This window comes from Variovorax flavidus, assembly GCF_030317145.1.
In the GTDB taxonomy this organism is placed as follows: domain Bacteria; phylum Pseudomonadota; class Gammaproteobacteria; order Burkholderiales; family Burkholderiaceae_C; genus Variovorax; species Variovorax flavidus.
In genome coordinates this window covers 766252-789950 of record NZ_JASZYE010000003.1, presented here as the reverse complement: position 1 = coordinate 789950, position 23699 = coordinate 766252, and the positions used below count along the sequence as shown (strand labels likewise).

25 protein-coding genes are annotated in these 23699 nt (G+C 65.6%); 13 read left to right on the top strand and 12 right to left on the bottom strand.

Going from position 1 to position 23699, the window contains the following annotated elements; translation table 11 throughout:
- Window positions 1-13 precede the first annotated feature (13 nt).
- The 7 genes from QTH90_RS18970 to ntrC all read left to right on the top strand — a co-directional run bounded on the left by QTH90_RS18970 (window position 14) and on the right by ntrC (window position 7739).
- Complete coding sequence (locus QTH90_RS18970; protein WP_286666109.1) at window positions 14-985, top strand: sterol desaturase family protein; 972 nt, start codon at window positions 14-16, stop codon at window positions 983-985.
- A 36-nt stretch (window positions 986-1021) separates the two neighbouring features.
- Window positions 1022-1894, top strand: a complete 873-nt coding sequence (locus tag QTH90_RS18965; protein ID WP_286666108.1) for an EI24 domain-containing protein — start codon at window positions 1022-1024, stop codon at window positions 1892-1894.
- Window positions 1891-2691 (top strand): competence/damage-inducible protein A, encoded by an 801-nt coding sequence (locus QTH90_RS18960; protein WP_286666107.1) that lies wholly within the window; start codon window positions 1891-1893, stop codon window positions 2689-2691. Before QTH90_RS18965 ends, QTH90_RS18960 begins: the two co-directional genes overlap by 4 nt.
- Before the next feature lie 147 nt (window positions 2692-2838).
- Window positions 2839-4254, top strand: a complete 1416-nt coding sequence (glnA, locus tag QTH90_RS18955) for a type I glutamate--ammonia ligase (protein ID WP_286666106.1) — start codon at window positions 2839-2841, stop codon at window positions 4252-4254.
- A gap of 235 nt (window positions 4255-4489) precedes the next feature.
- Window positions 4490-5002, top strand: coding sequence for a hypothetical protein (locus QTH90_RS18950; protein ID WP_286666105.1), 513 nt, complete (start codon window positions 4490-4492; stop codon window positions 5000-5002).
- A 114-nt stretch (window positions 5003-5116) separates the two neighbouring features.
- Window positions 5117-6193, top strand: coding sequence for a nitrogen regulation protein NR(II) (glnL, locus tag QTH90_RS18945; protein ID WP_286567541.1), 1077 nt, complete (start codon window positions 5117-5119; stop codon window positions 6191-6193).
- Between the two features lie 22 nt (window positions 6194-6215).
- The gene (gene ntrC, locus QTH90_RS18940) at window positions 6216-7739 is read left to right on the top strand and encodes a nitrogen regulation protein NR(I) (RefSeq protein ID WP_286666104.1); all 1524 of its coding nucleotides are present in this window, start codon (window positions 6216-6218) and stop codon (window positions 7737-7739) included.
- A gap of 19 nt (window positions 7740-7758) precedes the next feature.
- Here the strand turns inward: ntrC and QTH90_RS18935 are convergent, their stop codons facing one another.
- From QTH90_RS18935 to QTH90_RS18910, 6 genes are read right to left on the bottom strand one after another with little or no spacing between them, the layout of a single operon-like run.
- Window positions 7759-8256, bottom strand: a complete 498-nt coding sequence (locus tag QTH90_RS18935; RefSeq protein ID WP_286666103.1) for a hypothetical protein — start codon at window positions 8254-8256, stop codon at window positions 7759-7761.
- Window positions 8253-9032: an exodeoxyribonuclease III gene (gene xth / locus QTH90_RS18930; protein WP_286666102.1), complete on the bottom strand. Its 780-nt coding sequence runs from the start codon at window positions 9030-9032 to the stop codon at window positions 8253-8255. Before xth ends, QTH90_RS18935 begins: the two co-directional genes overlap by 4 nt.
- 49 nt (window positions 9033-9081) lie before the next feature.
- The gene (locus QTH90_RS18925; protein ID WP_286666101.1) at window positions 9082-9579 is read right to left on the bottom strand and encodes a dihydrofolate reductase; all 498 of its coding nucleotides are present in this window, start codon (window positions 9577-9579) and stop codon (window positions 9082-9084) included.
- A gap of 2 nt (window positions 9580-9581) precedes the next feature.
- On the bottom strand, window positions 9582-10412 hold the full coding sequence (locus tag QTH90_RS18920; protein ID WP_286666100.1) for a thymidylate synthase: 831 nt from the start codon (window positions 10410-10412) through the stop codon (window positions 9582-9584).
- Window positions 10409-11839 carry an FAD-binding oxidoreductase gene (locus tag QTH90_RS18915; RefSeq protein ID WP_286666099.1) on the bottom strand — a complete coding sequence of 477 codons (1431 nt, stop codon included), beginning with the start codon at window positions 11837-11839 and terminating at the stop codon, window positions 10409-10411. Before QTH90_RS18915 ends, QTH90_RS18920 begins: the two co-directional genes overlap by 4 nt.
- Window positions 11836-12240, bottom strand: coding sequence for a DUF2069 domain-containing protein (locus QTH90_RS18910; protein WP_286666098.1), 405 nt, complete (start codon window positions 12238-12240; stop codon window positions 11836-11838). Before QTH90_RS18910 ends, QTH90_RS18915 begins: the two co-directional genes overlap by 4 nt.
- Before the next feature lie 52 nt (window positions 12241-12292).
- Here QTH90_RS18910 and QTH90_RS18905 point away from each other — a divergent pair, with 52 nt between their 5' ends.
- The 3 genes from QTH90_RS18905 to QTH90_RS18895 are packed head-to-tail and all read left to right on the top strand — an operon-like array spanning window position 12293 to window position 14617.
- A complete protein-coding gene (locus QTH90_RS18905; protein WP_286666097.1) occupies window positions 12293-13510 on the top strand; it encodes a YihY family inner membrane protein in 1218 nt (405 codons plus the stop codon).
- Between the two features lie 34 nt (window positions 13511-13544).
- Window positions 13545-13937 (top strand): thioredoxin family protein, encoded by a 393-nt coding sequence (locus QTH90_RS18900; RefSeq protein ID WP_444814746.1) that lies wholly within the window; start codon window positions 13545-13547, stop codon window positions 13935-13937.
- 17 nt (window positions 13938-13954) lie between these two features.
- On the top strand, window positions 13955-14617 hold the full coding sequence (locus QTH90_RS18895; RefSeq protein ID WP_286666095.1) for an NAD-dependent epimerase/dehydratase family protein: 663 nt from the start codon (window positions 13955-13957) through the stop codon (window positions 14615-14617).
- Between the two features lie 21 nt (window positions 14618-14638).
- Here QTH90_RS18895 and QTH90_RS18890 read toward each other — a convergent pair whose 3' ends face one another.
- Together QTH90_RS18890 and QTH90_RS18885 are read right to left on the bottom strand one after the other, a co-directional pair.
- Entirely contained in the window at window positions 14639-15445 is an 807-nt protein-coding gene (locus tag QTH90_RS18890) for an alpha/beta fold hydrolase (protein WP_286666094.1), read from the bottom strand.
- On the bottom strand, window positions 15445-16755 hold the full coding sequence (locus tag QTH90_RS18885; RefSeq protein ID WP_286666093.1) for an O-acetylhomoserine aminocarboxypropyltransferase: 1311 nt from the start codon (window positions 16753-16755) through the stop codon (window positions 15445-15447). Before QTH90_RS18885 ends, QTH90_RS18890 begins: the two co-directional genes overlap by 1 nt.
- Window positions 16756-16892: 137 nt before the next feature.
- On the opposite strand from QTH90_RS18885, the gene QTH90_RS18880 reads away from it, so the two are divergent.
- Window positions 16893-17339 carry a CBS domain-containing protein gene (locus QTH90_RS18880; RefSeq protein WP_286666092.1) on the top strand — a complete coding sequence of 149 codons (447 nt, stop codon included), beginning with the start codon at window positions 16893-16895 and terminating at the stop codon, window positions 17337-17339.
- A 122-nt stretch (window positions 17340-17461) separates the two neighbouring features.
- Here QTH90_RS18880 and QTH90_RS18875 read toward each other — a convergent pair whose 3' ends face one another.
- Window positions 17462-18679, bottom strand: coding sequence for a polyhydroxyalkanoate depolymerase (locus tag QTH90_RS18875; protein ID WP_286666289.1), 1218 nt, complete (start codon window positions 18677-18679; stop codon window positions 17462-17464).
- Between the two features lie 116 nt (window positions 18680-18795).
- Between QTH90_RS18875 and QTH90_RS18870 the strand changes: the two genes are divergently transcribed.
- Entirely contained in the window at window positions 18796-19452 is a 657-nt protein-coding gene (locus tag QTH90_RS18870; RefSeq protein ID WP_286666091.1) for a glutathione S-transferase, read from the top strand.
- Window positions 19453-19476: 24 nt separating this feature from the next.
- On the opposite strand, the gene QTH90_RS18865 is transcribed toward QTH90_RS18870, so the two are convergent.
- Window positions 19477-19833, bottom strand: coding sequence for a DOPA 4,5-dioxygenase family protein (locus QTH90_RS18865; protein WP_286666090.1), 357 nt, complete (start codon window positions 19831-19833; stop codon window positions 19477-19479).
- Between the two features lie 121 nt (window positions 19834-19954).
- Between QTH90_RS18865 and QTH90_RS18860 the strand changes: the two genes are divergently transcribed.
- Window positions 19955-21049: a PA0069 family radical SAM protein gene (locus tag QTH90_RS18860; RefSeq protein WP_286666089.1), complete on the top strand. Its 1095-nt coding sequence runs from the start codon at window positions 19955-19957 to the stop codon at window positions 21047-21049.
- Here QTH90_RS18860 and QTH90_RS18855 read toward each other — a convergent pair.
- A complete protein-coding gene (locus tag QTH90_RS18855) occupies window positions 21000-22481 on the bottom strand; it encodes an efflux transporter outer membrane subunit (RefSeq protein ID WP_286666088.1) in 1482 nt (493 codons plus the stop codon). The genes QTH90_RS18860 and QTH90_RS18855 overlap by 50 nt on opposite strands.
- Window positions 22478-23695: an efflux RND transporter periplasmic adaptor subunit gene (locus tag QTH90_RS18850; RefSeq protein ID WP_286666087.1), complete on the bottom strand. Its 1218-nt coding sequence runs from the start codon at window positions 23693-23695 to the stop codon at window positions 22478-22480. The genes QTH90_RS18855 and QTH90_RS18850 overlap by 4 nt, the downstream gene beginning before the upstream one ends.
- Window positions 23696-23699: the final 4 nt, after the last annotated feature.

The following is a 23699-nucleotide window of genomic DNA, read 5'->3' as shown; positions in this document are numbered from 1 at the left end:
GGATCGCACGCCAATGGATTGGCTCACTGACTTGTTTGCGAACCTGCAGCAATGGCTGTTCGAGACGGCGATTCAGCCTGTGGTCTACGCCGTCGGCCTGGGCGGCTGGGTCGAGGACGCGTTCGACGCGACGGGCTGGCTGTTGGTCGGCCTCATCCAGATCGCGGTGCTGCTGGCCGTGATCGGCCCGCTGCAGCGCTGGCGCCCGGCCGAGCCGGTGGTCGACCGGCCGGCCATCCGCATCGACGTGATCTATACGCTGATCCACCGGCTGGGCCTCTTCCGGCTGGCGATGTTCTTCGCGCTCCAGCCACTCTTCGACGACGCGCTGGGCGCGGTGCGCTCGGCGGGCTGGGGAACTTTCCATCTCGATCAGCTCTGGCCCGGCGTCACTGACGTGCCCTGGGTCACGCTCGTGATCTACCTCCTCGTGCTGGATCTCGTCGAATACATCATTCATCGCGGGCAGCACCGTTTCGAATGGTGGTGGGCCCTGCATTCGCTTCATCATTCGCAGCGCCAGATGACGATGTGGAGCGACAACCGCAACCACCTGCTCGACGACGTGATTCACGACACGATCATCGTGATCGTCGCCCAGTTGATTGGCGTCGCGCCGGGGCAGTTCATCGCCATCGTCGCATTCATGCAACTGAGCGAGAGCCTGCAGCACGCCAACCTGCGCTTGAGTTTCGGCGCGATCGGTGAGCGGCTCTGGATCAGTCCGCGCTTCCACCGCCTGCACCACAGCATCGGGATCGGGCATGAGTCGCAAGGCCCGAAGACGCTCGGCGGTCACAACTTCGGCGTGCTGCTTCCCTGGTGGGACATGCTGTTCAGGACGGTGAATTTCGAGGATCGCTACGACCCGACAGGCATTCGCGACCAGGTCGAGCCCGACGACCGTGGCCGTGTGAAGGACTACGGACGCGGCTTCTGGTCGCAGCAATGGCTGGGGCTCCGGCGACTCGTCAGCCGAGGCTGACCGCCGCTCCACACGCTGGCGTTATCCTCGACATCGATGCGTCTTCTTCTCGATTCATTCTGGCGTTCTGTCGCCTATTGCATGCACCCGCGCGTGATCGTGCTGTCCTTGCTGCCGCTAGGGCTCATGGTGCTGCTCGCGGCGGTGTTCGGCTACTTCTACTGGGATGCGTCCGTCGCATGGACCCGCCAGGCGCTGGACGCCTGGCCCCTGCTGGCCGGCTTCTGGGCCTGGATTGGCCGCATGTTCTCGGGCGATGTCACCGCCATGCTCGCGCCGCTGGTGGTTGTGTTCGCGGCCACGCCGTTGATCGTGGTGGCGTCGCTGCTGATCGTTGCCGGCTTCATGGCACCCGCGCTCACCCGCCTGGTGGCGGAGCGGCGCTTTCCTTCGCTGGAGCGCAAGAAGGGCGCATCCTTCATCGGCAGCGTTGCCCGCTCGCTCGGCCTGACCCTGCTGGCCATGCTGGCGCTCGTGGTTTCGATGCCGCTCTGGCTCATCCCGCCGCTGGTCCTGATCCTCCCGCCGCTCATCTGGGGCTGGCTGACCTATCGCGTGATGAGCTTCGACGCGCTCGCCGAGCATGCGAGCCCGGAGGAGCGCGACGAACTCCTTCGGATCCACCGCCTGACGCTGCTGGGCATCGGTGTGCTGTGCGGCTACCTGGGAGCGGCGCCGAGCATCGTCTGGGCATCCGGCGTGCTGTTCGCAGCCGCCTTCTTCGTGCTCGTGCCCGTTGCGATCTGGATCTACACGCTGGTCTTTGCGTTCTCGGCGCTGTGGTTCGCACACTATTGCCTCGACGCGCTGGCGCAATTGCGCGTGCAGCGCGCGGTCGCAGCTGTTTCACCACCCGCGGTCGAGTTGGCCGACGCCAACGCGGCCGCAAGCCAATGGGGTGCCCCATGAGTCGTTCATTCGGTCTGATCGTCGTCGGCGACGAAATCCTCTCTGGCAAGCGCATCGACAAGCACATGCCCAAGGTCATCGAGTTGCTCTCCGAGCGCGGACTCGAACTGGGATGGGCCGAATACGTCGGCGATGTGCCGGTGCGCATCACGGCGGCGCTGGCGCGCGCCTTCGCTTCCGGCGACATCGTGTTCTCGACTGGCGGAATCGGCGCCACGCCCGACGACCACACGCGCCAGTGCGCGGCCGCGGCTCTCGGCGTACCACTCGGGTTGCATCCGGAGGCCGAGGCGCTGATTCGCGAGCGCATGCAGGACACCGCGCGCGAGCAGGGTACGGTCTACGAGCCAGACCGGCCGGACAACATCCACCGTCTCAACATGGGTGTCTTCCCGTTGGGCGCCAACATCATCCGCAACCCGTACAACAAGATCCCCGGCTTCAGTGTCGGCGACGTGCACTTCGTGCCCGGCTTCCCGGTCATGGCCTGGCCGATGATCGAATCGGTTCTCGATGAGCGATATCCCGACCTCTTCGCCCGCGGCCGCGCCGCCGAAAGATCCGTGATCGTCTACGGCGCGATGGAGGCCACGTTGACCCCGCTGATGGAAGCCATCGAGCAGGCGCATGCCGGCATCAAGGTGTTCAGCCTGCCGAGTGTGGACCACGCCGAACATGGGCGACACATCGAACTCGGTGTGAAGGGCGACGCCGACAAAATCGGGCCCGCCTATGCGCAGTTGCTGGCGGGCCTGCACGCGTTTGGCGCACGTCTCGGCCCTGAAATGGTGCGTTGATTCGCATCGCACCAAATTGGTTACAACTCGCCTGTTTTTGGGTTCTGGCGCATGCGCCAAACCCCCCTCGGCTGCAGTGACAATGGCACAGAAACTGCATTCCGGAATACCCGTACTTCCAACCACTATCCAAACCAGGAGAACCTGATGGCAAAGACCGTCGCCGATGTACTCAAACTCGTCAAGGAAAACGAGGTCAAGTTCGTCGACTTTCGCTTCACCGACACTCGCGGCAAGGAACAGCACGTCACCGTGCCGGTTTCCGCGTTCGACGAGGACAAGTTCACTTCGGGCCATGCTTTCGATGGCTCGTCGATCGCCGGTTGGAAGGGCATCGAAGCATCGGACATGCAGCTCATGCCCGACCCGAACACGGCCAACATCGACCCCTTCTTCGAAGAAACCACGCTCATCCTGACCTGCGACGTGGTCGACCCTTCGGACGGCAAGCCCTATGAGCGCGATCCGCGTTCGCTCGCCAAGCGCGCCGAGGCCTACATGAAGGCATCGGGCCTGGGCGACACCGCCTACTTCGGACCGGAACCCGAATTCTTCGTGTTCGACGGCGTGCGCTGGCAGAACGACATGTCCGGCTGCTCCGTGAAGATCGAATCCGAAGAAGCCGCCTGGAACACGGGCAAGGAATTCGAGCACGGCAACACGGGCCATCGCCCGGCCGTCAAGGGCGGCTACTTCCCGGTTCCGCCGGTCGACAGCTTCCAGGACATGCGCTCCGAAATGTGCCTGGTGCTCGAGTCGCTCGGCATCCCGGTCGAAGTGCATCACCATGAAGTGGCCAACGCCGGCCAGATGGAACTCGGCACCAAGTTCAGCACGCTGATCCAGCGCGCCGACTGGGTCCAGCTGCAGAAGTACGTGATCCACAACGTCGCCCACGCCTACGGCAAGACCGCGACCTTCATGCCCAAGCCGATCGTCGGCGACAACGGCTCCGGCATGCACGTGCACCAGTCGGTCTGGAAGGACGGCAAGAACCTGTTCGCCGGCGACGGCTATGCAGGCCTGAGCGACTTCGCGCTGCACTACATCGGCGGCATCATCAAGCACGCTCGCGCGCTGAACGCCATCACGAACCCCGGCACCAACAGCTACAAGCGCCTGGTGCCCGGCTTCGAAGCCCCGGTGAAGCTGGCCTACTCGGCCAAGAACCGCTCGGCCTCGATCCGCATTCCGTTCGTGGCGAACCCGAAGGGCCGTCGCGTCGAAGCGCGCTTCCCCGATCCGCTGATGAACCCGTACCTCGGTTTCGCAGCGCTGCTGATGGCTGGCCTCGACGGCGTGGAAAACAAGATCCATCCGGGCGAAGCCGCCAGCAAGGATCTGTACCACCTGCCGCCGGAAGAAGACGCGCTGATCCCGACCGTGTGCCACAGCCTCGACCAGGCTCTGGAATACCTCGACAAGGACCGTGCATTCCTGACCAAGGGCGGCGTGTTCACCGATGCGTACATCGATGCATACATCGATCTCAAGATGCAAGAAGTGACGCGCTTCCGCATGGCGACCCATCCGGTCGAGTTCGACATGTACTATTCGTTGTAATGTTGCTCACCCCCAGGCTGCGCGCACTGCGTGTCGCTTCGCCCACCCCCTGCCGGGGGCGGTCCGGCCGCTTCGGGCGGCCGCGCGCGGCGGCCCCCTGAAAGGGAGTGCCAGCACACCTGGGCGTTAAAAAGGACGGCAAATGCCGTCCTTTTTCTTTGGGTGGGAACACCAGCATGGCACTCGTATCGAATTGCACGAAAATGCCGCATTGCTGCGCACTCCAACCATGACCATGAAGACTCTTTCCGTTTTCCTGCTGACCGCATTTGCCGCGGCCGGTGTTCACGTGCAAGCTCAGGCGCAAGAGCGTGTCTGGCGCTGCGGCAATGAATACACCAACAACGCGACCCAGGCGCAGCAGCGCGGTTGCAAGCTGATGGAAGGCGGCAACGTCACCGTCGTACAGGGCAACCGGCCGATTGCTTCCGCTGCATCGAGCAGCGCGGTGCGCGCCCCGGCCAGCGCAAGCAGCCCTGCGGGCAGCCCGCGAGTCGATGGCGCTGACCAGCGTGCCCGCGACGGCGAGGCCCGTTCGGTGCTCGAATCCGAACTCCGGAAGGCGCAGGACCGGCAAGCCCAGTTGGTCAAGGAATACAACAACGGCGAACCCGAGAAGCAGGGCAGCGAAGGTCGCAACTACCAGAAGTACCTCGACCGCGTGGCCGAGATGAAAGCCGAGCTTGCGCGCAACGAGAGCGATATTGCCGGCATCCAGCGCGAGATCGGTCGCCTGCCGGTGAAATGACACTCGCCCCCAGGCTGCGCGCACTTCGCGTCGCTTCGCCTGCCCCCTGCCGGGGGCAACACCTGCGGACCGGCGAAGCCGGGTTCGCGGCGTTCCAGGAAGGGACTTTCTCACGTGGCTTTTGGTAAATCCGCCGGGCCGGGCAAGCGCTTTCAAGCCTTCGACCTGCTCTCGACGCTGATTGCGGTGGTGCGCACCGATGGTTCAGTGCTCTTTGCCAACTCCGGCCTGGAAGACGCACTTGGCACTTCGCGGCGCACGCTCGAAGGTTCGCAATTCGGCGCCTGCTTTCATGAACCGCAGGTGTTGCGTACCGCCATCGATGGCGCGCGCAGCAATGACTTTGCCACCCTGCGCTACGAGGCCCTGTTGCGCCGCGTCAACCACGAGCTGATGCCGGTGCAGGTGACGCTCGCGCAGAGCGACAAGGCGGGCGAGTTGATCATCGAGATGTCGCCGCTTGAGCAGCAGGTGCGGCAGGACCGCGAGGAGCGGCTGCTCGATCAGGCGCAGGCCAACAAGGAACTGATCCGCAACCTTGCGCACGAGATCAAGAACCCACTCGGCGGCATTCGCGGCGCGGCGCAGTTGCTGCAGATGGAGGTCGAATCACGCGACCTCATCGAATACACGCAAGTCATCATCCACGAGGCCGACCGCCTGCAGACGCTGGTCGATCGGCTGCTGGCGCCGCACCGGCGGCCGCACGTGGTGGGTGACGTCAACATCCACGAGGTCTGCGAGCGCGTGCGCTCGGTCATCCTGGCCGAGTTCCCGCGCGACCTGCACATCGAGCGTGATTTCGACGTGTCGATCCCGGAGTTCCGCGGCGACCGCGAGCAGCTCATCCAGGCCACGCTCAACATCGTCCACAACGCTGCGCAGGCGTTGGCGGAGCGGCGCGCTGCGGGTGATGCGCAGATCACGTTCAAGACCCGCATCGCGCGTCAGGTTATCTTCAATAAGCAGTGGTATCGACTGGCACTGGAATTGCATGTCATCGACAATGGACCGGGCGTGCCGGACGCGATCAAGGACCGCATTTTTTACCCGCTGGTGTCGGGCAGGGAAGGCGGAACTGGCTTGGGATTGACGCTTGCGCAAACTTTTGTGCAACAGCATCACGGAGTGATCGAGTGCGACAGCGTCCCGGGCCGGACCGATTTCAAGATACTGATACCGCTGCCCTAGCAGCCAAGCAACAAGGAGCTGCATGAAGCCGATCTGGATAGTGGATGATGACCAATCGATCCGCTTTGTGCTGGAAAAAGCGCTACTGCGCGAAGACCTGCCAACCCGTAGCTTCACCAACACGCGCGAAGTTCTCGCCGCACTCGAAGCGGCTGCCGACGACGAACTGCAGGGCCCCCAGGTCCTGGTGAGCGACATCCGCATGCCAGGCGGCTCGGGCCTCGATCTTCTCGACAAGATCAAGGCCAAGCACCCCGGACTTCCGGTCATCATCATGACGGCGTTCTCCGATCTGGACAGCGCTGTCTCGGCCTTCCAGGGCGGCGCCTTCGAGTACCTGCCGAAGCCTTTCGACCTGCCGCGCGCGGTGGAGTTGATTCGCCGTGCCGTCGACGAAAGCCAGCGCGAGGAGGTTGCCGAGGAGCGAATGCAGGCGGCGCCCGAAATGCTCGGACAGGCCCCTGCGATGCAGGACGTGTTCCGTGCGATCGGACGGCTGTCGCAAAGCAATGTGACGGTGCTGATCACCGGCGAGTCCGGCTCCGGCAAGGAACTCGTGGCGCGTGCGCTGCACAAGCATTCACCGCGCGCGAGCGGGCCCTTCGTCGCGATCAATACCGCGGCCATCCCCAAGGACCTTCTCGAAAGCGAACTGTTCGGCCACGAGCGCGGCGCCTTCACCGGCGCACAGACGATGCGGCGCGGCCGCTTCGAACAGGCCGAGGGCGGTACCCTGTTTCTCGACGAGATCGGCGACATGCCTTTCGATCTCCAGACGCGCCTGCTGCGCGTGCTGAGCGACGGGCATTTCTATCGCGTCGGCGGCCACAACTCCGTCAAGGCCAACGTGCGCGTGATCGCGGCAACGCATCAGGACCTGGAGCAGCGCGTCAAGCTCGGCGGCTTCCGCGAAGACCTTTTTCACCGGCTCAACGTGATCCGGCTGCGGCTGCCTGCATTGCGCGAGCGCGGCGAGGACGTGCCCGCGCTCACGCGCCATTTCCTGCAGCAAAGCGCCAAGCAACTGGGCGTGGAGCCCAAGCGCATTTCGGATGCGGCCCTCGCCCAGTTGGCGACCTTCGCCTTTCCCGGCAACGTGCGGCAGCTCGAGAACATCTGCCACTGGCTGACGGTGATGGCGCCGGCGCAACTCATCGAGGCCAAGGACTTGCCGCCTGAAGTGATGGCAGGCGCGCATATCGAAGCGCCCGCAACGGCAGCAGCCGTTGCATCGGCACAGGCGTCGACTGTCGAGCGCGAGCCCGTAGCGGTGGGTTCAGCGGCTGCTGCACCGGCAACGCCGACCGCGCCGGTCGCCGGCGCTTCAGCCTCGGCCGCATGGGAAAGCGGGCTCGAGCTCGAAGCGCAAAGCATGCTGGCGGCGGGCCGTACCGACGTATGGGATGCGCTCTCGCGCCGCTTCGAATCACGCCTGATCCTCACGGCGCTGGCGAACACGCGGGGCCGCCGCATCGAGGCCGCGCAAAAGCTCGGCATCGGCCGCAACACCATCACTCGGAAGATCCAGGAACTCGGCCTGGAATGACCTGATCAGGTGGCAAGGGTCAGCGGTTGCGTTGACCCAGCGTCAGCGTGTCGAGCTGAAACTGGCCGCTCTTGTCCCAAAGCCATGTGTCGACGTACGTGTGGCCACCCACCTTGCCCGGGTTCGGCAAGGGCGATGCGGCCTTGATCAGCTCCTCGATCATCGGGGCTACCTCCGGCGCATGGCTCGGCGTGCGGCTGAAGTACACGCCCGTCACCTTGCCCGTGCTGTCGATGTCGGTCTCGGTCACGACCACGGCGTACACCAACGGCGGAATCTTGCCCTTGTAGATGCGCTTGGGATAGGTCTTGTAGATGTAGGCCGCGCCGGTCTTGCGGTAGGCCTTCACTGCGGGCGTCTGCGAGGTGATGAGCCGCTCGGGCGCCGCCTGCGCGGAGGGGGTGTCGTCCCTCGGCGTGCCCTTCGCGGCATCGCCTTTCCCCTCCTGCTTCAAGGCCTCGCAGCCTGCAAGGCCGAGTGAGACAACGAGAACGGTCAGGAGGAGCGTGTTTTTCATGGTGCTAAATCCAGAATCACAGGGGCGTGGTCACTGGGCTTCTCCCACTTGCGCGGCACGCGGTCGATCACGCAACCCTTGACGCGCGGCACCAGCGGTGCGCTCACCAGGATGTGGTCGATGCGCAGTCCGCGGTTCTTCTGGTAGCCCAGCATGCGGTAGTCCCACCACGAGTAGCTCTTCTCGGGTTGGTCGAAGAGACGGAAGCTGTCCGTCATGCCCAGCTTCAACAGGTCCTTGAAGTGGTCGCGCTCAGCGGTGGTGTGATGAATCGTCTCCGCGAGCCCGACGGGGTCGAAGCTGTCGCGGTCTTCCGGTGCGACATTGAAGTCGCCGAGCAGCACCAGGTTCGGATGGGCGACAAGCTCCTCGCGCAGCCAGTCGCGCAACGCGCTCAGCCAGCGCATCTTGTATTCGAACTTCTCGGTGCCAGGCGCCTGGCCGTTGACGAAGTAGCCGTTGACCACGCGCAGTTCGCCGGCAGGGGTGTCGATGGTCGCGCTGATGACGCGCGAATGCTCGTCGGTGAAGCCGCCGATGTTCTTCACGACGTCGCGCACCGGCGCCAGGCTCAGGATCGCGACGCCGTTGTAGGTCTTCTGGCCGAACACGGCGGCGTCATAGCCGGCCGACTTCAACACTTCGAGCGGAAACTTGTCGTCGCTCATCTTGAGTTCCTGCAGGCACAGCACATCGACGGGGTTGGCGATGAGCCAGTCGAGCACATGCTGCAGCCGTGCGGTGAGGGAATTGACGTTCCAGGTGGCGATTTTCATGGGGATGAGGCTCGAGAGCGTGACGTCTCTGTAACGAAGTTCTCAGTGGTCAGCGCCGTTCGAACGTGACGAAGCTGAACGGAAGTCCATTGGCTGCGGTGTGAGACTCGCGCGCAATTTCTTGCCAGCCGGGGCCGAATCGAGGTGCCCAGGTGTCGCCTTCATAGTCCCGCTCGATCTCGGTCACGATGGCGCGTCGGGCGAGAGGTTCGGCTTCCGCATAGATCTGAGCGCCGCCGATCACCCAGGCTTCGGGCGAATTGTCGTGCTCGCAGATCGCCAAGGCCGCCTGGAGGCTCGGCACGCGTTCCGCGCCGTCGCTCTGCCAATCCGGCTGGCGCGTGATGACGATGTTGCGCCGCCCGGGCAGAGGCCGGAATCGGGGGGGCAGCGAATCCCAGGTCTTGCGTCCCATGATCACCGGCGCACCGGCCGTCTGCTTCTTGAAATGCGCCATGTCCTCGGGCAGATGCCAGGGCATCACGCCGTTGAGGCCGATCACGCCATTGGCGGCGCGCGCGAGGATCAGGTTGATGCGGGTGCCCATGGTCAGACGGCGACGGGTGCCTTGATGGCGGCGTGGTGCTGGTAGTCCACGACCTCGAAGTCTTCGTACTCGTAGTCGAAGATCGAGGCGGGCTTGCGCTTGATGACCAGGGTCGGGTAGGGGAACGGCTCGCGGCCGAGTTGCAGCGCCACCTGTTCCGCATGGTTGCTGTAGATATGGCAGTCACCACCCGTCCAGATGAAGTCGCCCACGTCGAGGTCGCATTGCTGCGCGATCATGTGCGTGAGCAGCGCATAGCTGGCGATGTTGAAGGGCACGCCCAGGAAGATGTCGGCGCTACGCTGGTAGAGCTGGCAGCTGAGCTTGCCGCGCTCGCCGGCCGCTTGCGGCGGCGCCACGTAGAACTGGAAGAAGGCGTGACAGGGCATCAGCGCCATCTTCGATAGTTCGGCCACGTTCCACGCGCTCACGATGATGCGGCGCGAATCGGGGTTGCTCTTGAGCGTGTCGATCACCTGCTGGATCTGGTCGATGTGGCCGCCGTCCGGCGTCGGCCAGCTGCGCCACTGAACGCCGTACACGGGACCGAGGTCGCCGTCTTCGCGTGCCCATTCGTCCCAGATCGTGACGCCGCGTTCCTTCAGCCAGTTGTTGTTGCTCGACCCGGTCAGGAACCACAGCAGTTCCTGGATGATGGACTTGAGGTGCACCTTCTTCGTCGTGACGAGCGGAAAGCCTTCGCCGAGGTCGAAGCGCATCTGGTAGCCGAACACGCTCTTCGTGCCCGTGCCGGTGCGATCGCCTTTCTGTACGCCCGTCGTGTCGACGTGGCGCATGAAATCTTCGTATTGGGAGCGGATGGGGCGGTTCATTCAGTGGTCTCCACCCGGATCACCCGACCCGGGTTCAGGATATTCAGCGGGTCGAGGCCGCGCTTGATCGCACGCATCATGCCGAGCGCCACCGGCGACTTGTGCTTTTCGAGCTTGTCGACCTTCAGCGAGCCGACGCCATGTTCGGCCGAGAACGAGCCGTCGAATTTCTCGACCGCGTCATACACCAGCGTGTTGATGCGATCTTCATGGTCACGCAGGAAGGCCGAGTTGTCGCCGCCGGCCGGCGCCTGCACGTTGTAGTGCAGGTTGCCGTCGCCCAGGTGGCCGAAGTTCACGAGCCGGACGCCCGGAATCTCGCGTTCGAGGAGTGCGTCGGTATCGGCCACGAAATCGGGAATGCGCGACACCGCGATCGAGATGTCGTGCTTGATGTTGAGCCCTTCCTCCGCCTGTGCCAGTGGAATGCTCTCGCGGATGTGCCAGAGCTGGTGCGCCTGCGTGAGGTTTTCGGCGACCACGGCGTCTGTCACGCAACCCGCCTCGAAGGCGGTTTCGAGTAGCGCCTCGAAGCGGGCCCGCGCGTGGTCCTCCGACTCGTTGTCGGAGTTCTCGAGCAGCACGCAATAAGGCACTGCTTCGTCGTCGATGAATGGAACGCGCATCGCGGGAAAGTGCCTGGCCACCAGACTCAGCGCGAACTTGCCCATGACCTCGAACCCCGTCAGGCCCGCGCCCAGGCGCTTGTGCGCAAGGCCGAGAAGCGTGACCGCGTGCGCCAGCGAAGGCACTGCCGCCCACGCAGTCAGTTGCGCGGCGGGCAGCGGGTAGAGCTTCATGGTCGCCGCGGTGATGATGCCCAGCGTGCCTTCGCTGCCGATCATCAGGTCGCGCAGGTCGTAGCCGGTGTTGTCCTTGCGCAGGCCGCTGGTGCCTTCCCAGATATCGCCCCGCGGCGTGACCACTTCAAGGCCGAGGCACAGGTCCCGCGTATTGCCATAGCGCACGACCTGCGTGCCGCCGGCATTGGTCGCGAGGTTGCCGCCGATGGTGCAACTGCCTTCGGCGGCGAGGCTGAGCGGAAAGAGAAAGCCGGCGTTCCTGGCGGCTTCCTGCAGCGTCTGCAGGACGCAGCCGGCCTCGACGGTCACGGTGAGGTTGGCGGCGTCGATGCCGCGGATCGCGTTCATGCGCTGCAGGCTCAGCAGGACCTGGGTTCCGCTGTCGTCAGGGATCGAGCCGACCGCAAGGCCCGTGTTGCCACCTTGCGGCACGATCGAAATGCCGGCGTCGGCGCAGGCCTTGACCACGTCCGCGACCTGCTGCGCACTGGCTGGCCGCACGATGGCCAGCGCCTTGCCGCGCGAGCGCTTGCGCCAGTCCTGTTCCCAGGCGGTGAGATCGCCGTCGGTCAACACATGCGGTGCGCCGACGATGGCGCGCAACTTCTCGATCAGGACGCTCATTGCGTCGCTCCTTCCAGGCTTCGCGCTTGCGCGGCATTGCGCAGGCGGAGTCGAACATGCCACGCGCAGGCGGTGAAGAGCGCCAGGCACAGCAAGACCTGGATCAGCGCGAGCACTTGCCCGACGCCGTTGGTGTCGCTCCAGGCGCGCACCACGCCTTCGGTGAAATAGAGCCAGACCATCAGGCTGACCCAGCGATAGGTGTACATGCGGTTCTTGAGCAGCCCCGCGAGCGGGACAACCAGCGGCAGCACCTTGAGTGCCAGCCACGAGCCCCCAGGACGCAACGGCGCCAGCCACAGCTCCCAGGCAAGGCCGAGGACGATCAGGCCGACGAGGCTGCCGACGGCCAGCCAGCGGGTGGCCGAAACGGAGGCGGGCGGGAGGGTGGATGGGGTCACGAGAAAAAATGCGGGCGAAGCGACCCAAAGTGAGCGAAGCCCAGGGGGTGAGATGATACCGGCCATGAATCGCCGGCAACTTTGGAGGGACCTTTCGCATTTCCCCTGGGGCAACACCGCCGCAGTGCTCGGCGAGCGCTTCCGGGAAGACCGGCTGGGCCTCACGGCGAGCAGCCTGACCTTCACCACCACCATCGCCCTGGTCCCCTTCTTCACCGTCGCGGCGGCGCTGTTCACGGTGTTCCCGATGTTCTCCAAGATGCAGGGCCGCGTGCAGCGCTGGCTGATCGAAAGCCTGATCCCGGACAACATCGCGCGCCAGGTGCTGGGCTATCTCAACCAGTTCGCGAGCAAGGCCAGCGGACTGGGCGTGGCCGGGCTCGTGGTGTTGCTGGTCACCGCGGTCGCCTTGATCCTCACGATGGACAAGACCCTCAACAACATCTGGCGCGTTCGCACGCCCCGGCCCTTTGCGCAACGGGTGCTGATCTACTGGGCCGCGATCACGCTGGGCCCGCTGGTGCTGGCTCTGAGCCTGAGCACCACCGCGTCCTTCTTCTCGGCTTCGAGGGGGGTGGTCGGCGTCAGCGTCGTCAAACTGCTGTTCGACACCTTCGAATTCGTGCTGCTGGCGGGCGGGATGGCGGCCCTCTATCACTATGTGCCCAACACCCACGTCAAGTGGTCGCACGCATGGGCCGGCGGCTTCTTTGTCGCAGCCGCGATCGAGATTTCCAAGCGGGTGCTGGGCTACTACCTCAGCCTGGTGCCGACCTATTCAGTGCTGTACGGCGCCTTCGCGACCGTGCCGATCCTGCTGATCTGGATCTATGTGGCCTGGCTCATCGTGCTGTTCGGCGCAGTGATCGTCGCCTACCTGCCCAGCCTGTTGATGGGCGTGGCGCGGCGGGGCGGCATGGCGGGCTGGTCGTTGCAACTCGCGGTCGAGGCGCTGCAGCATCTGCATCGTGCCAGGAACAGGCCCGGCAAGGGGCTTGGCGCAGCGGAACTGGTGGCCCGGATGCGGATCGACGCGCTGCAGCTCGCGCCGGTGCTCGCAACCCTGGTCGCGATCGACTGGATCGCGCCACTCGACGAGGAGCCGGACAACGAGGACCCGCGCTACGTCCTCCTGGCCGACCCGGCCACGACGGCGCTCGAACCGCTGCTGAAGGAACTGCTCATGCCGCAAGTGCCGCCGCTCGAGAGCCTGTGGCGCAAAGGCCCTTTGGATGCGCTGCTGCTGCAAGATCTGCTGCCGAATCGATAATGGCGCGACGCGTTTCATTTCCTTTTCTTCTTCCATCCTGGCCTTGACCGACTTCTCCACTTCCACGGACCCCCAGTCGCCCGGCGACCCGCTGTGGGTCGTTTGCCTGTGTGCCGAGTGGTGCGGCGCCTGCCGCGAGTACCGGCCGCTGTTCGAGCAGGTGGCGCGAGCGCATCCCGAATTCCGCTTTGCGTGGGTCGACGTCGAGGACCATGCGGATATCGCCGACGATTTCGATGTCGAGACCTTTCCGACGATGCTGGTCGCCGGCACGGCCGGCACGCGTTTTCTCGGTCCCTTGCTGCCGCATGCGGAAACCCTTGCACGGCTGCTGGGTGCGCTGCAACCGGCGCAGGCTTCGGCGCCCGAAGTGACCACGCTGCTCGGCGCGCTGGTGCGCGAGCCCGAGACTTTCACCGTCGACTGACCCTCTCTGGAGCCTTCATGAAAATCATGCTCTTTGGCGCAACGGGCATGGTGGGGCAGGGGGTGCTGCGCGAATGCCTGGTCGATGGCGACGTGACGCGGGTGCTCTGCGTCGGCCGCAAACCGACCGGGCAGGAGCATCCGAAGCTCAGCGAGCTCATCGTTCCGGACATGTACGACTACTCGGCTGTCGAGGACAGGCTCTCGGGTTTCGATGCCTGCTTCTTCTGCCTGGGTGTCTCCTCCGTTGGCATGAACGAGGCAGACTACCGCCGCGTCACCTACGACCTCACGCTGGCGGCGGCACAGCCGCTGGCACGTCTCAACCCCCAAATGACCTTCATATATGTGTCAGGCGCCGGAACCGACAGCACCGAGCGTGGGCCAAGCATGTGGGCCAGGGTCAAGGGCGCGACCGAGAACGCGCTGATGCGTCTTCCCTTCAGGGCCGCCTACATGTTCCGCCCCGGCTTCATCGAGCCGATGCACGGCGTGCGCTCCAAGACGGCGCTCTACCAGGCGGCCTACGTGATCGCCAAGCCGGTGTTCGGGCTGCTGCGCCGGTGGGCTCCCAACCGCGTGACGACCAGCGTGCAGGTGGGGCGCGCGATGCTCGTGGCGGCCAAGCGCGGCGCGCCCATGCCGCTGGTCGAGGTGCCCGACATCAACGCCCTGCGCTGACGCCGGCGTCGCGCGTCATCTTCAGCCTTTCAGGAAAGCGCCCAGCGCGAACAACACGTCGTCGGGCGCTTCGCTCATGAGGGCATGGCCGGCCTTGACGGTCACGACCTTGGCGTTGTGCGCCTTCGAGGCCAGCGCTCGCGCGGCTCGCGGCGGTGTCATCTGGTCGGATTCGCCGAGGAGGAACAGCGTCGGGCACTGCACGGATGCGATCGCCTGTTCGCCGTTCGCGTAGTCGTTGCAAGCCTTGAAGCCGATGTGGAACACGTTGGCGTCGGGGTTGCTCGCCAGCACGCGGCGCATGAGCGCGCGCGAACCGCCATAGAGCCATGTGCCGGGGCCTAGCGAGGAGGGCGGCGGCGCCAGCAGCGAGTGGGAAAAGGTGTTGACCATGGTGATCGCGCGCTGTGGGTCGTTGAGTGCGCCATCGAGCAGGGCCGGAGACACCGTCATGGGGTAGGCCGTGCCTACCAGCGCCAGGTGCGTGACACGCTCCGGCGATCGCGCCGTGGTTTCGAGCGCGATCAGCGATCCGAAGCTGTGGCCCACCAGTGCAGCCTTGGCGACCCCGGCCGCATCGAGCAGACCGACGACGAACGCAGCCGCTTCCTCGACCGTCGCGGGCGGCGGCCCTTCGCTCCTGCAATGGCCCGGCAGATCCACTGCCAGCACGTTCCAGCCGTGGTTGGCAAACCAGCGGCTCTGCAGGATCCATACGCTGTGGTCGTTGAGGACGCCATGGATGAAGACCACGGTCGGCTTGGCGCTGTCGAGCGATTTGCCGCCGGTGTAGCAGTAAGTGCGGTGGCCGTTGACGATGAGGTCCATCAGGCACCTGCCTTTTCTGCCGCCTTCAGGGCGCGCTTCAGGTCGTCGATCAGGTCGGCCGGATCTTCGAGGCCGATCGACAACCGGATCGTGCCTTGCGTGATGCCCGCCCCGGCCAAGGCCTCGTCGGTCATGCGGAAGTGCGTGGTGCTCGCGGGATGGATCACGAGACTTCGGCAGTCCCCCACGTTCGCCAGGTGGCTGAACAGCTTGAGCGTCTCGATGAACTTCTTGCCCTGCTCGCGGTTGCCCTTCAGGTCGAAGCTGAAGACCGCGCCGGCGCCCTTCGCGCCATGCCGCAGCAGCTTGTTCGCGAGTGCGTGGCTCGGATGCGTCTCCAGCAGCGGATGCCCCACATGCGCCACGAAGGGGTGCGAGGCGAGGAACTCCACCACCTTCTGCGTGTTGTCGATATGGCGTTCCATGCGCAGCGGCAGGGTCTCGATGCCCTGCAGGATGAGCCACGCGGTGTGCGGGCTCATCGAGGCGCCGAAATCGCGCAGGCCTTCGCGCCGTGCGCGCAGCAGGAAGGCGCCGACCGTGCTCTCCTCGCTGAACACCATGTTGTGGAAGCCGTCATAAGCCTGGGTCAGCTCGGCGAATTTGCCCGAGCGTTCCCAGTCGAAGCTGCCGCCGTCGACCACGACGCCGCCAATCACCGTGCCGTGGCCCGACAGGAACTTGGTGGCCGAGTGGTAGACCAGGTCCGCGCCCCAGTCGAAGGGCTTGATGAGGTAGGGCGAGGTCAGCGTCGAATCGACCAGCAACGGCACCTTGGCAGCATGCGCGATGTCGCTCACGGCCGGAATGTCCAGCACATCGAGGCCCGGATTGCCCACCGTCTCGCCGAACAGCAGCTTGGTCTCGGGCCGGATGGCAGCGCGCCAGCCGTCGAGGTCGCCCGGCTTCACGAAGGTGGTGTCGATGCCGAAGCGGCGCATCGTGTAATGCAAAAGGTTCTGTGAGCCGCCGTAGAGCGCCGTGCTCGCGACGATGTGCGAACCTGCGCCCATCAATGTCGCGATCGACAGATGCAGCGCCGCCTGGCCGCTGGCCGTCGCGATCGCGCCGATGCCGCCTTCGAGCGCTGACACGCGTTGCTCCAGCACGGCATTGGTCGGGTTGCTGATGCGCGAGTACACATGGCCCGCCCGCTCGAGATTGAAGAGCGCCGCCGCGTGGTCGCTCGACTCGAAGACGAAGGAGGTGGTCAGATGGATCGGCACCGCCCTCGCGCCGGTGGCAGGGTCGGGTGCTGCGCCGGCATGCAATGCCAGCGTGTCGAAGCCGGGGTCGGAGTAGCCGGACATGAGCGCCTTTCAGTGTCGTTTCTGCAATGCCCCGTTACGCGTGCAAACCCTGCGACGTCGACGTGGGCGAATGGATGGGCGGCCATTGTGGGCTATATTCAAATCGGCACGCCGCCGAGTAAGAGAGGAGCAACACGATGAAAGTCAGCGACATCCTGCGCGTCAAGGGCAACACGCTCTTCACTGCCACGCCCGATCAACCCCTGGCTGACGCGGTCAACACCATGGCCGACAAGGACATCGGCTCGCTCGTCGTCATGGAGCATGGCGACCTGGTCGGCATGCTCACCTTCCGCGAGGTGATCGTCGCGATCGTCGCCAACGGCGGCCAGGTCGGCGGCACGCTGGTGCGCAAGGCGATGGACGACCATCCCGTGACCTGCACCCTCGAAACCGATCTCGACGAGATCCGCCGCATCATGCTGGAACGCCACGCGCGCTACATGCCGGTGATGGACAAGCGCATGCTGATGGGCGTGATCAGCTTCTACGACGTTGCCAAGGCAGTGGTCGATAGCCAGAACTTCGAGAACAAGATGCTCAAGGCCTACATCCGCGACTGGCCTGCAGAAGACGAAAGTTAAGCTCACCCCCAGGCTTCGGCGCACTTCGTGTCGCTGCGCCTACCCCCTGCCGGGGGCAACACCGGCGGCCCGGCGGAGCCGGTTCCGCGGTGTTTCACCAACGGCCTTGGCTGCGCCGGGCGCTAATGCAATTCCGCGGCGGTGTGGATCGTTTCCCGCACGCGCGGATAGATCTGCGTATTCCACTTGCTGCCGCTGAAGACGCCGTAGTGGCCGACGCCGGCTTGCAGGTGGTGGATCTTGAGGTAGGGGCGGACGCTGGTGCAGAGGTCCTGCGCAGCGACGGTCTGGCCCACGGCGCAGATGTCGTCGCGCTCGCCCTCCACCGTCAGCAACGCAGTCTTGCGGATGGCGGCGGGGTTGACCTTGCGATCGCCGACCGTGAGTTCGCCGCGGGGCAGGTCGTAGGTCTGGAACACGCGTTCCACCGTTTCCAGATAGAACTCGGCCGGCAGGTCGTTCACTGCGAGGTATTCGTCGTAGAAGTTCCGGATGGTGGCGGCCTGGTCGACCTCGCCGTCGACGAGGTGCTGGTAGAGCTTGGCGAACTGCTGCTTGTGCCGGTCAGGGTTCATGCTCATGAAGGCGCTGAGCTGCAGGAAGCCGGGGTAGACGCGCCGCATCATGCCGGCATGCGGCCATGGCACGCGGCTGATCAGGTTGCGCTCGAACCAGCCGATGGAGCGCTCGTTCGCGAGCTTGTTCACGGCTGTCGGGTTGATGCGGCAGTCGACCGGCCCGGCCATCAGCGTCAGGCTGCAGGGCGTGGCCGGGTTGTCGTCTTCCGACATGAGCGCGGTGGCCGCCAGCGCCGCGACGCAGGGCTGGCACACCGCGACCATGTGCGCGCCGGGGCCGATCGCTTCGAGGAAGCTGATGATCTGCCGTGTGTAGTCGTCGAGCCCGAAGCCGCCATGCCAGAGCGGCACGTCGCGCGCGTTGTGCCAGTCGGTGATGTAGACGTCATGGTCGCGCAGCAGGGTGCGCACCGTTTCGCGCAGCAGCGTCGCGAAATGGCCCGACAACGGTGCGGCCAGCAGCACGGGCGGATGCACCGCGCTGGTGTCCTTGCGAAAGTGCAGCAGCGTGCCGAAGGGCGCAACCAGCGCGGCTTCTTCGTGGACGGCGACTTCCTCGCCATCGACCATCACGCTGTCGATGCCATAGGGCGGGCGCGTGTGCGTGAGCCGCATGCGCGAGTACACCTCCATTGCCGCGGCCATTCGCCGGGTGAGGCTGCGGTCGGCCTTCGAATGCCAGAGCGCGCTGCCGAGGTATTGGGCCGCAAGCCGGGATGGCGAAAGCAGGTCGGCATTGGTTTGGTAGGCCCGGTACAGCATGCACATGCTGTAGGCAAGTTGCGGGCCAAGCCAGGCGAAGTCGTCAGCGAGGCGCACCGTTCTGGCACAGGCCTTGCACAGCTTGCTGGCCGATCCGGCAGCCGAGGAGCGTCAGCATGGCCAAACCCGTACTCACTATCAGTAGCAAGAACTACGGTGCCTGGTCGCTTCGCGGCTGGCTGATGTGCCGGCTGGCGGGCCTGGAGTTCACTGAGAACATCATCCCGCCCGACGACCCAGCGATGAAGGCCGAGATGCTGCTGCTCTCGGCCTCGATGCTGGTGCCCTCGCTGCAGCACGGCAGCGTCAAGGTATGGGACACGCTCGCAATCGGCGAGTACCTGAACGAAATCAAGCCCAAGGCTGGCCTGCTGCCGGCCGACATGAAGGCCCGTGCGCACTGCCGGGCGATCTGCGGGGAGATGCACTCGGGCTTCAGCTCGATGCGCGGATCGCTGCCGATGAACGTCAAGGCGAAATTCCCCGGCTTCAAGATCTGGTCGCGTGCCCAGACCGACATCGACCGGGTGGTCGCGATCTGGCGCGAATGCCTGGGCGCGTACGGCGGCCCCTTCCTGTTCGGCGAGCAGCCATGCATGGCGGACGCCATGTACGCACCGGTCGTCACGCGCTTCATGACCTACGACGTGGCGCTCGACCGGACCTGCGCCGCCTACTGCAAGCGGATCATCGAACTGCCTGCGATGCAGGAATGGATCAAGGCTGCCAAGCAGGAGCCGGAAGAGATCGACGAACTCGACGCCGAGTTCTGAGCTCTTGCCGGCCGGTCGGCCGTTTCAGGCTGCGGGCTTGCGGAACATGCGCAGGTCGAGCGTCGCCTCGTTGCCCAGCCACATCGCGTGCGCCGTGTGATCGAGGTAGTCGTCGCCGGTCAGGCCGTGCACGAAGATGTCGAGCCCATGGCGATGCTCGTCGAGCCAGCCGATGACTTCGTCGAACTCGGCGGCATCGAAGGCGATCTGGCAACTCCAGTACGGATGCGGGCCGACCAGCTTTTCATGGACGCGTCCGACGACCACCAGCAGGCTGTGGCCGGCATCCTCGGCCAGTTGCCTCGCCTGGGCGACAGTGTCCGGCCCGAAATAGATATGGGCGTGGTACTGCGGGTAGAGGTTTTCGGGGCGGCGCGGCATGGTGAACTCCGGAGGAGGGTGGAGCTTACGCTTTCGCCTGCCCATCGGTAACAAGCGCTTGCTGCACGGCCGCCCAAATGGTGAAATACTGTGAATTCATACAGTATTCAGGACGCCGATCATGGCCGACGCTTTCATCCCCCTGCATGCCCTGAAGGGCCGAGGCGCGGCCACGCGCTTGCCGCATCGATTCGAGCGCGACGCGCGCAACGCCTTCGACGACGGTTGGGGCACCCTCGAGGAAGGGGCCGCCGATGCCGAAGACTTGCCGCCGCTCGCAACCGAGGTCCGTTTCGAGGACGTCAAATCGGTGCTCACCCACAACGATTCCCCTGACGTGCCCTTTGACAGCTCGCTCAATCCCTACAGGGGGTGCGAGCACGGCTGCATCTACTGCTTCGCCCGGCCCACCCACAGCTACCTCAATCTGTCGCCGGGGCTCGATTTCGAGACCAAGCTGATCGCCAAGCGCAACATCGTCGAGGTGCTGCGCGCCGAACTCGGGCGCAAGAGCTACGTGCCGAGTCCCATCGTGATCGGCACCGCGACGGATTGCTACCAGCCGATCGAGCGCGAACTGAGGCTCACGCGATCGGTGATCGAATTGTTGAAGGAAACACGCCACCCCTTCGGCCTCGTCACCAAGTCCAGCGCGGTGGAGCATGACCTCGACCTGATCGCGCCGATGGCGGCCGAGCGTCTGGCCGCCGTGTACGTCACCATCACCACGCTGGACGGCGAACTCGCTCGCAAGCTCGAACCGCGGGCGGCCGCGCCGTATCGCCGGCTGCGTACGGTGCGCACGCTGGCCGAGGCGGGAGTGCCGGTGGGCGTGAGCGTCGGGCCGCAGATTCCCTTCGTCAACGAGGACATGGAACAGGTGCTCGAAGCGGCGTGGGAGGCCGGCGCGCGCAGCGCGTTCTACACGGTGATCCGCCTGCCCTGGGAAGTCGCGCCGCTCTTCAAGCAGTGGCTGGAGCTGCACTATCCGCAGCGTGCGGCGCGCATCATGGCGCGCATCCGCGAGATGCGCGGCGGCAAGGACTACGACGCCGACTTCGCCACGCGCATGAAGGGCAGTGGCTTGTGGTCCGACCTGATCCGCCAGCGCTTCGAGAAGGCCACGAATCGCATCGGATTCAACCGCGAGCGCACCGTGCAGGACCTCAGCGCGTTCCGACCACCTGGCGCAGCGGGGCAGGGCAGCCTGTTCTAGCTTCGGTCGTGCCGCGGGGCTCGACGCCACACCAGTCGCCGCCGAGCGCCTTCACCAGGAAGACGGAGGTCAGCATGCGCTGGCCGTTGATCTGCGCGGCCTGGCGCTCGGTGTTGAGCACGGCCTGCTGGGCGGTGATCACATCGAGGTAGGTCGACGCACCGCCTTCGTAGCGGCTGGCCGCCATATCCAGCACCCGGCGCGAACTGGCGACGGCTGTGAGCGCCTGCGCTGATGCGCGGTCGAGCGACGCGAGACCGGTGATGCCGTCTTCGGCCTCCTGCATCGCGGTCAGGACGACGCGGCGGTAGCTGGCCACCGCGGCGTCGTAGCCGGCGCGGCTGAAATCGACATTGGCGCGGATGCGGCCGCCATCGAAGATCGTCTGCGTGGCCGAGACCCCGATCGACCAGAGGAGGCTGCTGGCATCGAACAGGTTGGAGATCGTTCGGCTGTCGAGGCCCCCGGACGGCAGCAGCATCACGCTGGGATAGAAGGCCGCGGTGGCAACGCCGATCTGCGCGTTGGCAGCCGCCATCGCGCGTTCGGCGGAGGCCACGTCGGGCCGGCGCTCCAGCGCCTCCGAGGGCACGCCGATCGGAATCGCGGGCGGGACGAGTGGCTTGAGGTCGGGTGCGATCGAGAACAGCGGTGCCGGCGTTCCGGTGAGCGTGGCGATTGCGTGCTCGTACTGGGAGCGCTGCTTCTTGAGCACGTCGACTTGCGCCAGCGTGTTGTCCAGCAGGGCTTGCTGCTGCGCCACGTCCAGGCCCGACACGGCGCCCAGATCGTGCCGGTCGGTCACGAAGCCCAGCGCACGGCGTTGCAGGGCGATGGAGCGCGCCAGGACGTCCAGTTCCACGTCCGTCGAACGCAGGTTGAAGTAGCTCGACGCCAGGTCGGTCGTGAGCAGCAGACGGGTGTTCTCGAGGTCCGCCGCCGACTGCGCGGCCGACGCTGTCGCACCTTCGACGGATCGCTGCACGCGCCCGGCGAGGTCGAGTTCGTAGCTTGCCGTGAGCGACAGCGCGAAGTCGTTCTGCACTGTCGAGAAGTTCGGGGCGTTGTAGTTGGTGAGCGGGCGGTTCTCGGAGATCTTGAAGCGCGCCGCCCGCGTGCCCAGCCCGATCTGCGGATAGCGGGCAGCCTCGCTGCCGGAGAGGGATGCCCGCGCCTGTGCGAGCCTGGCGCTGGAGAGATCCAGCGTCGGGCTGTTGGCCAGCGCCTTCTGCTGCAGCGCATCGAGCTGCGCGTCGCCGAAGCGCTGCCACCACGGGCCCTTGTCGTCGGCGTCGCTGGGCGTGCTCTGGCGCCAGGGCTCTTCGAGCTGCCATGTCACCGGCACTTCGACGGCCGGCTTGCGATAGTCCGGCCCTGAAACGCAGCCCGCCAGCAACGCGGCGGCCAGTATCGAGATCCGCGGCAAGCTCACGCCGGTTCCTTGGCAACCACGACGACATCGCCCTCGGCCAGCGAATCGGAGGGATTCAGCACCAGCCGGTCGGAGGGGCCGAGGCCATCGAGCACCTCGACCGTCTCGCCGTAGTTGCGGCCGAGTTGCACGGTGCGCAGGCGAACGCGCCCCTGCGCATCGACCACGGCGACGCGCGTGCCTTCGGCCCTGAAGAGCAGCGCGTTGGCGGGAATGGTGAGCGACTGGCTGGCCGCGAGCGGCAGCGAAACCTGAACGTACGCGCCGGGCAGCAGGGTGCCTTCCTTGTTGGGCAGGGACACCTCGACCTGCATCATCCGCGTGGTCGTGTCGATCGCGCCCGAGGTGCGCGCCACTTCGCCCTTGAAGCTCTGGCCCCGCAGTTCGGCCTGCGTGACCACGACCGGTTGCCCGGTCTTGATGAGTTGCGCATAGGCCTGCGGCACGTTGATGTACACGCGCAGCGGATCGGTCTGCGCGAGCATGAACAGGGCTCGCCCGCCGCCACCGCCGCCCGCATCGATCAGGTCGCCCACGTCGACGTTGCGCCGGGTGATCACGCCGGCGAAGGGCGCGAGCACGCGCTTGAACCCCTCGGTCTGCCGCAGTCGCTGCATGTTGGCGTCGGCGGCGGCCAGGTTCGCGGTGGCCTGCGCGAGCGCGCTGCGCCGCTCGTCCAGGTCCTGCTGCGAGACCACGTCTTTCTTGCGCAGGTTTTCCCAGCGCGCGACCGTGCTCTTGGCCAGTTCCAGGCCGGAGGCTGCCTGCTGGCGCGCGGCGATGGCCTGGGAGAGCTGCTGGTCGATTTCCGGCGTCTCGATCTCGGCCAGGAGTTCACCCTTTTCGACGCGGCTGCCGATGTCCTTGGTCCACCTGCGCAGATAGCCGCTGGCGCGCGCCGAAATCGGCGACTGCACGAAACCCTGCAGCGTGCCCGGCAGCGCCAGCGTCTGGCCGGCGGCCGCGGTCTGGGGCAGGGCGGTCTTGACGTACTGGGCGGCCCGCTCGGTGGTACCGGCCTCCAGCGCGCGCGCATTGCTCATGCGCACGACCACGGTGCGCGCGGCACCGACGGCCAGCAGGACGAGCACGATGAGCACCGCGATCCGGGTGCGGCGCACGATCTGCCGGCGCTTCGGCAACTCATGGTGACCGCCGTCTTCATCGACGGCGATCGGGTGGATGGCCAATGCCGCGTGGCGTTGCTCCGACATGTTT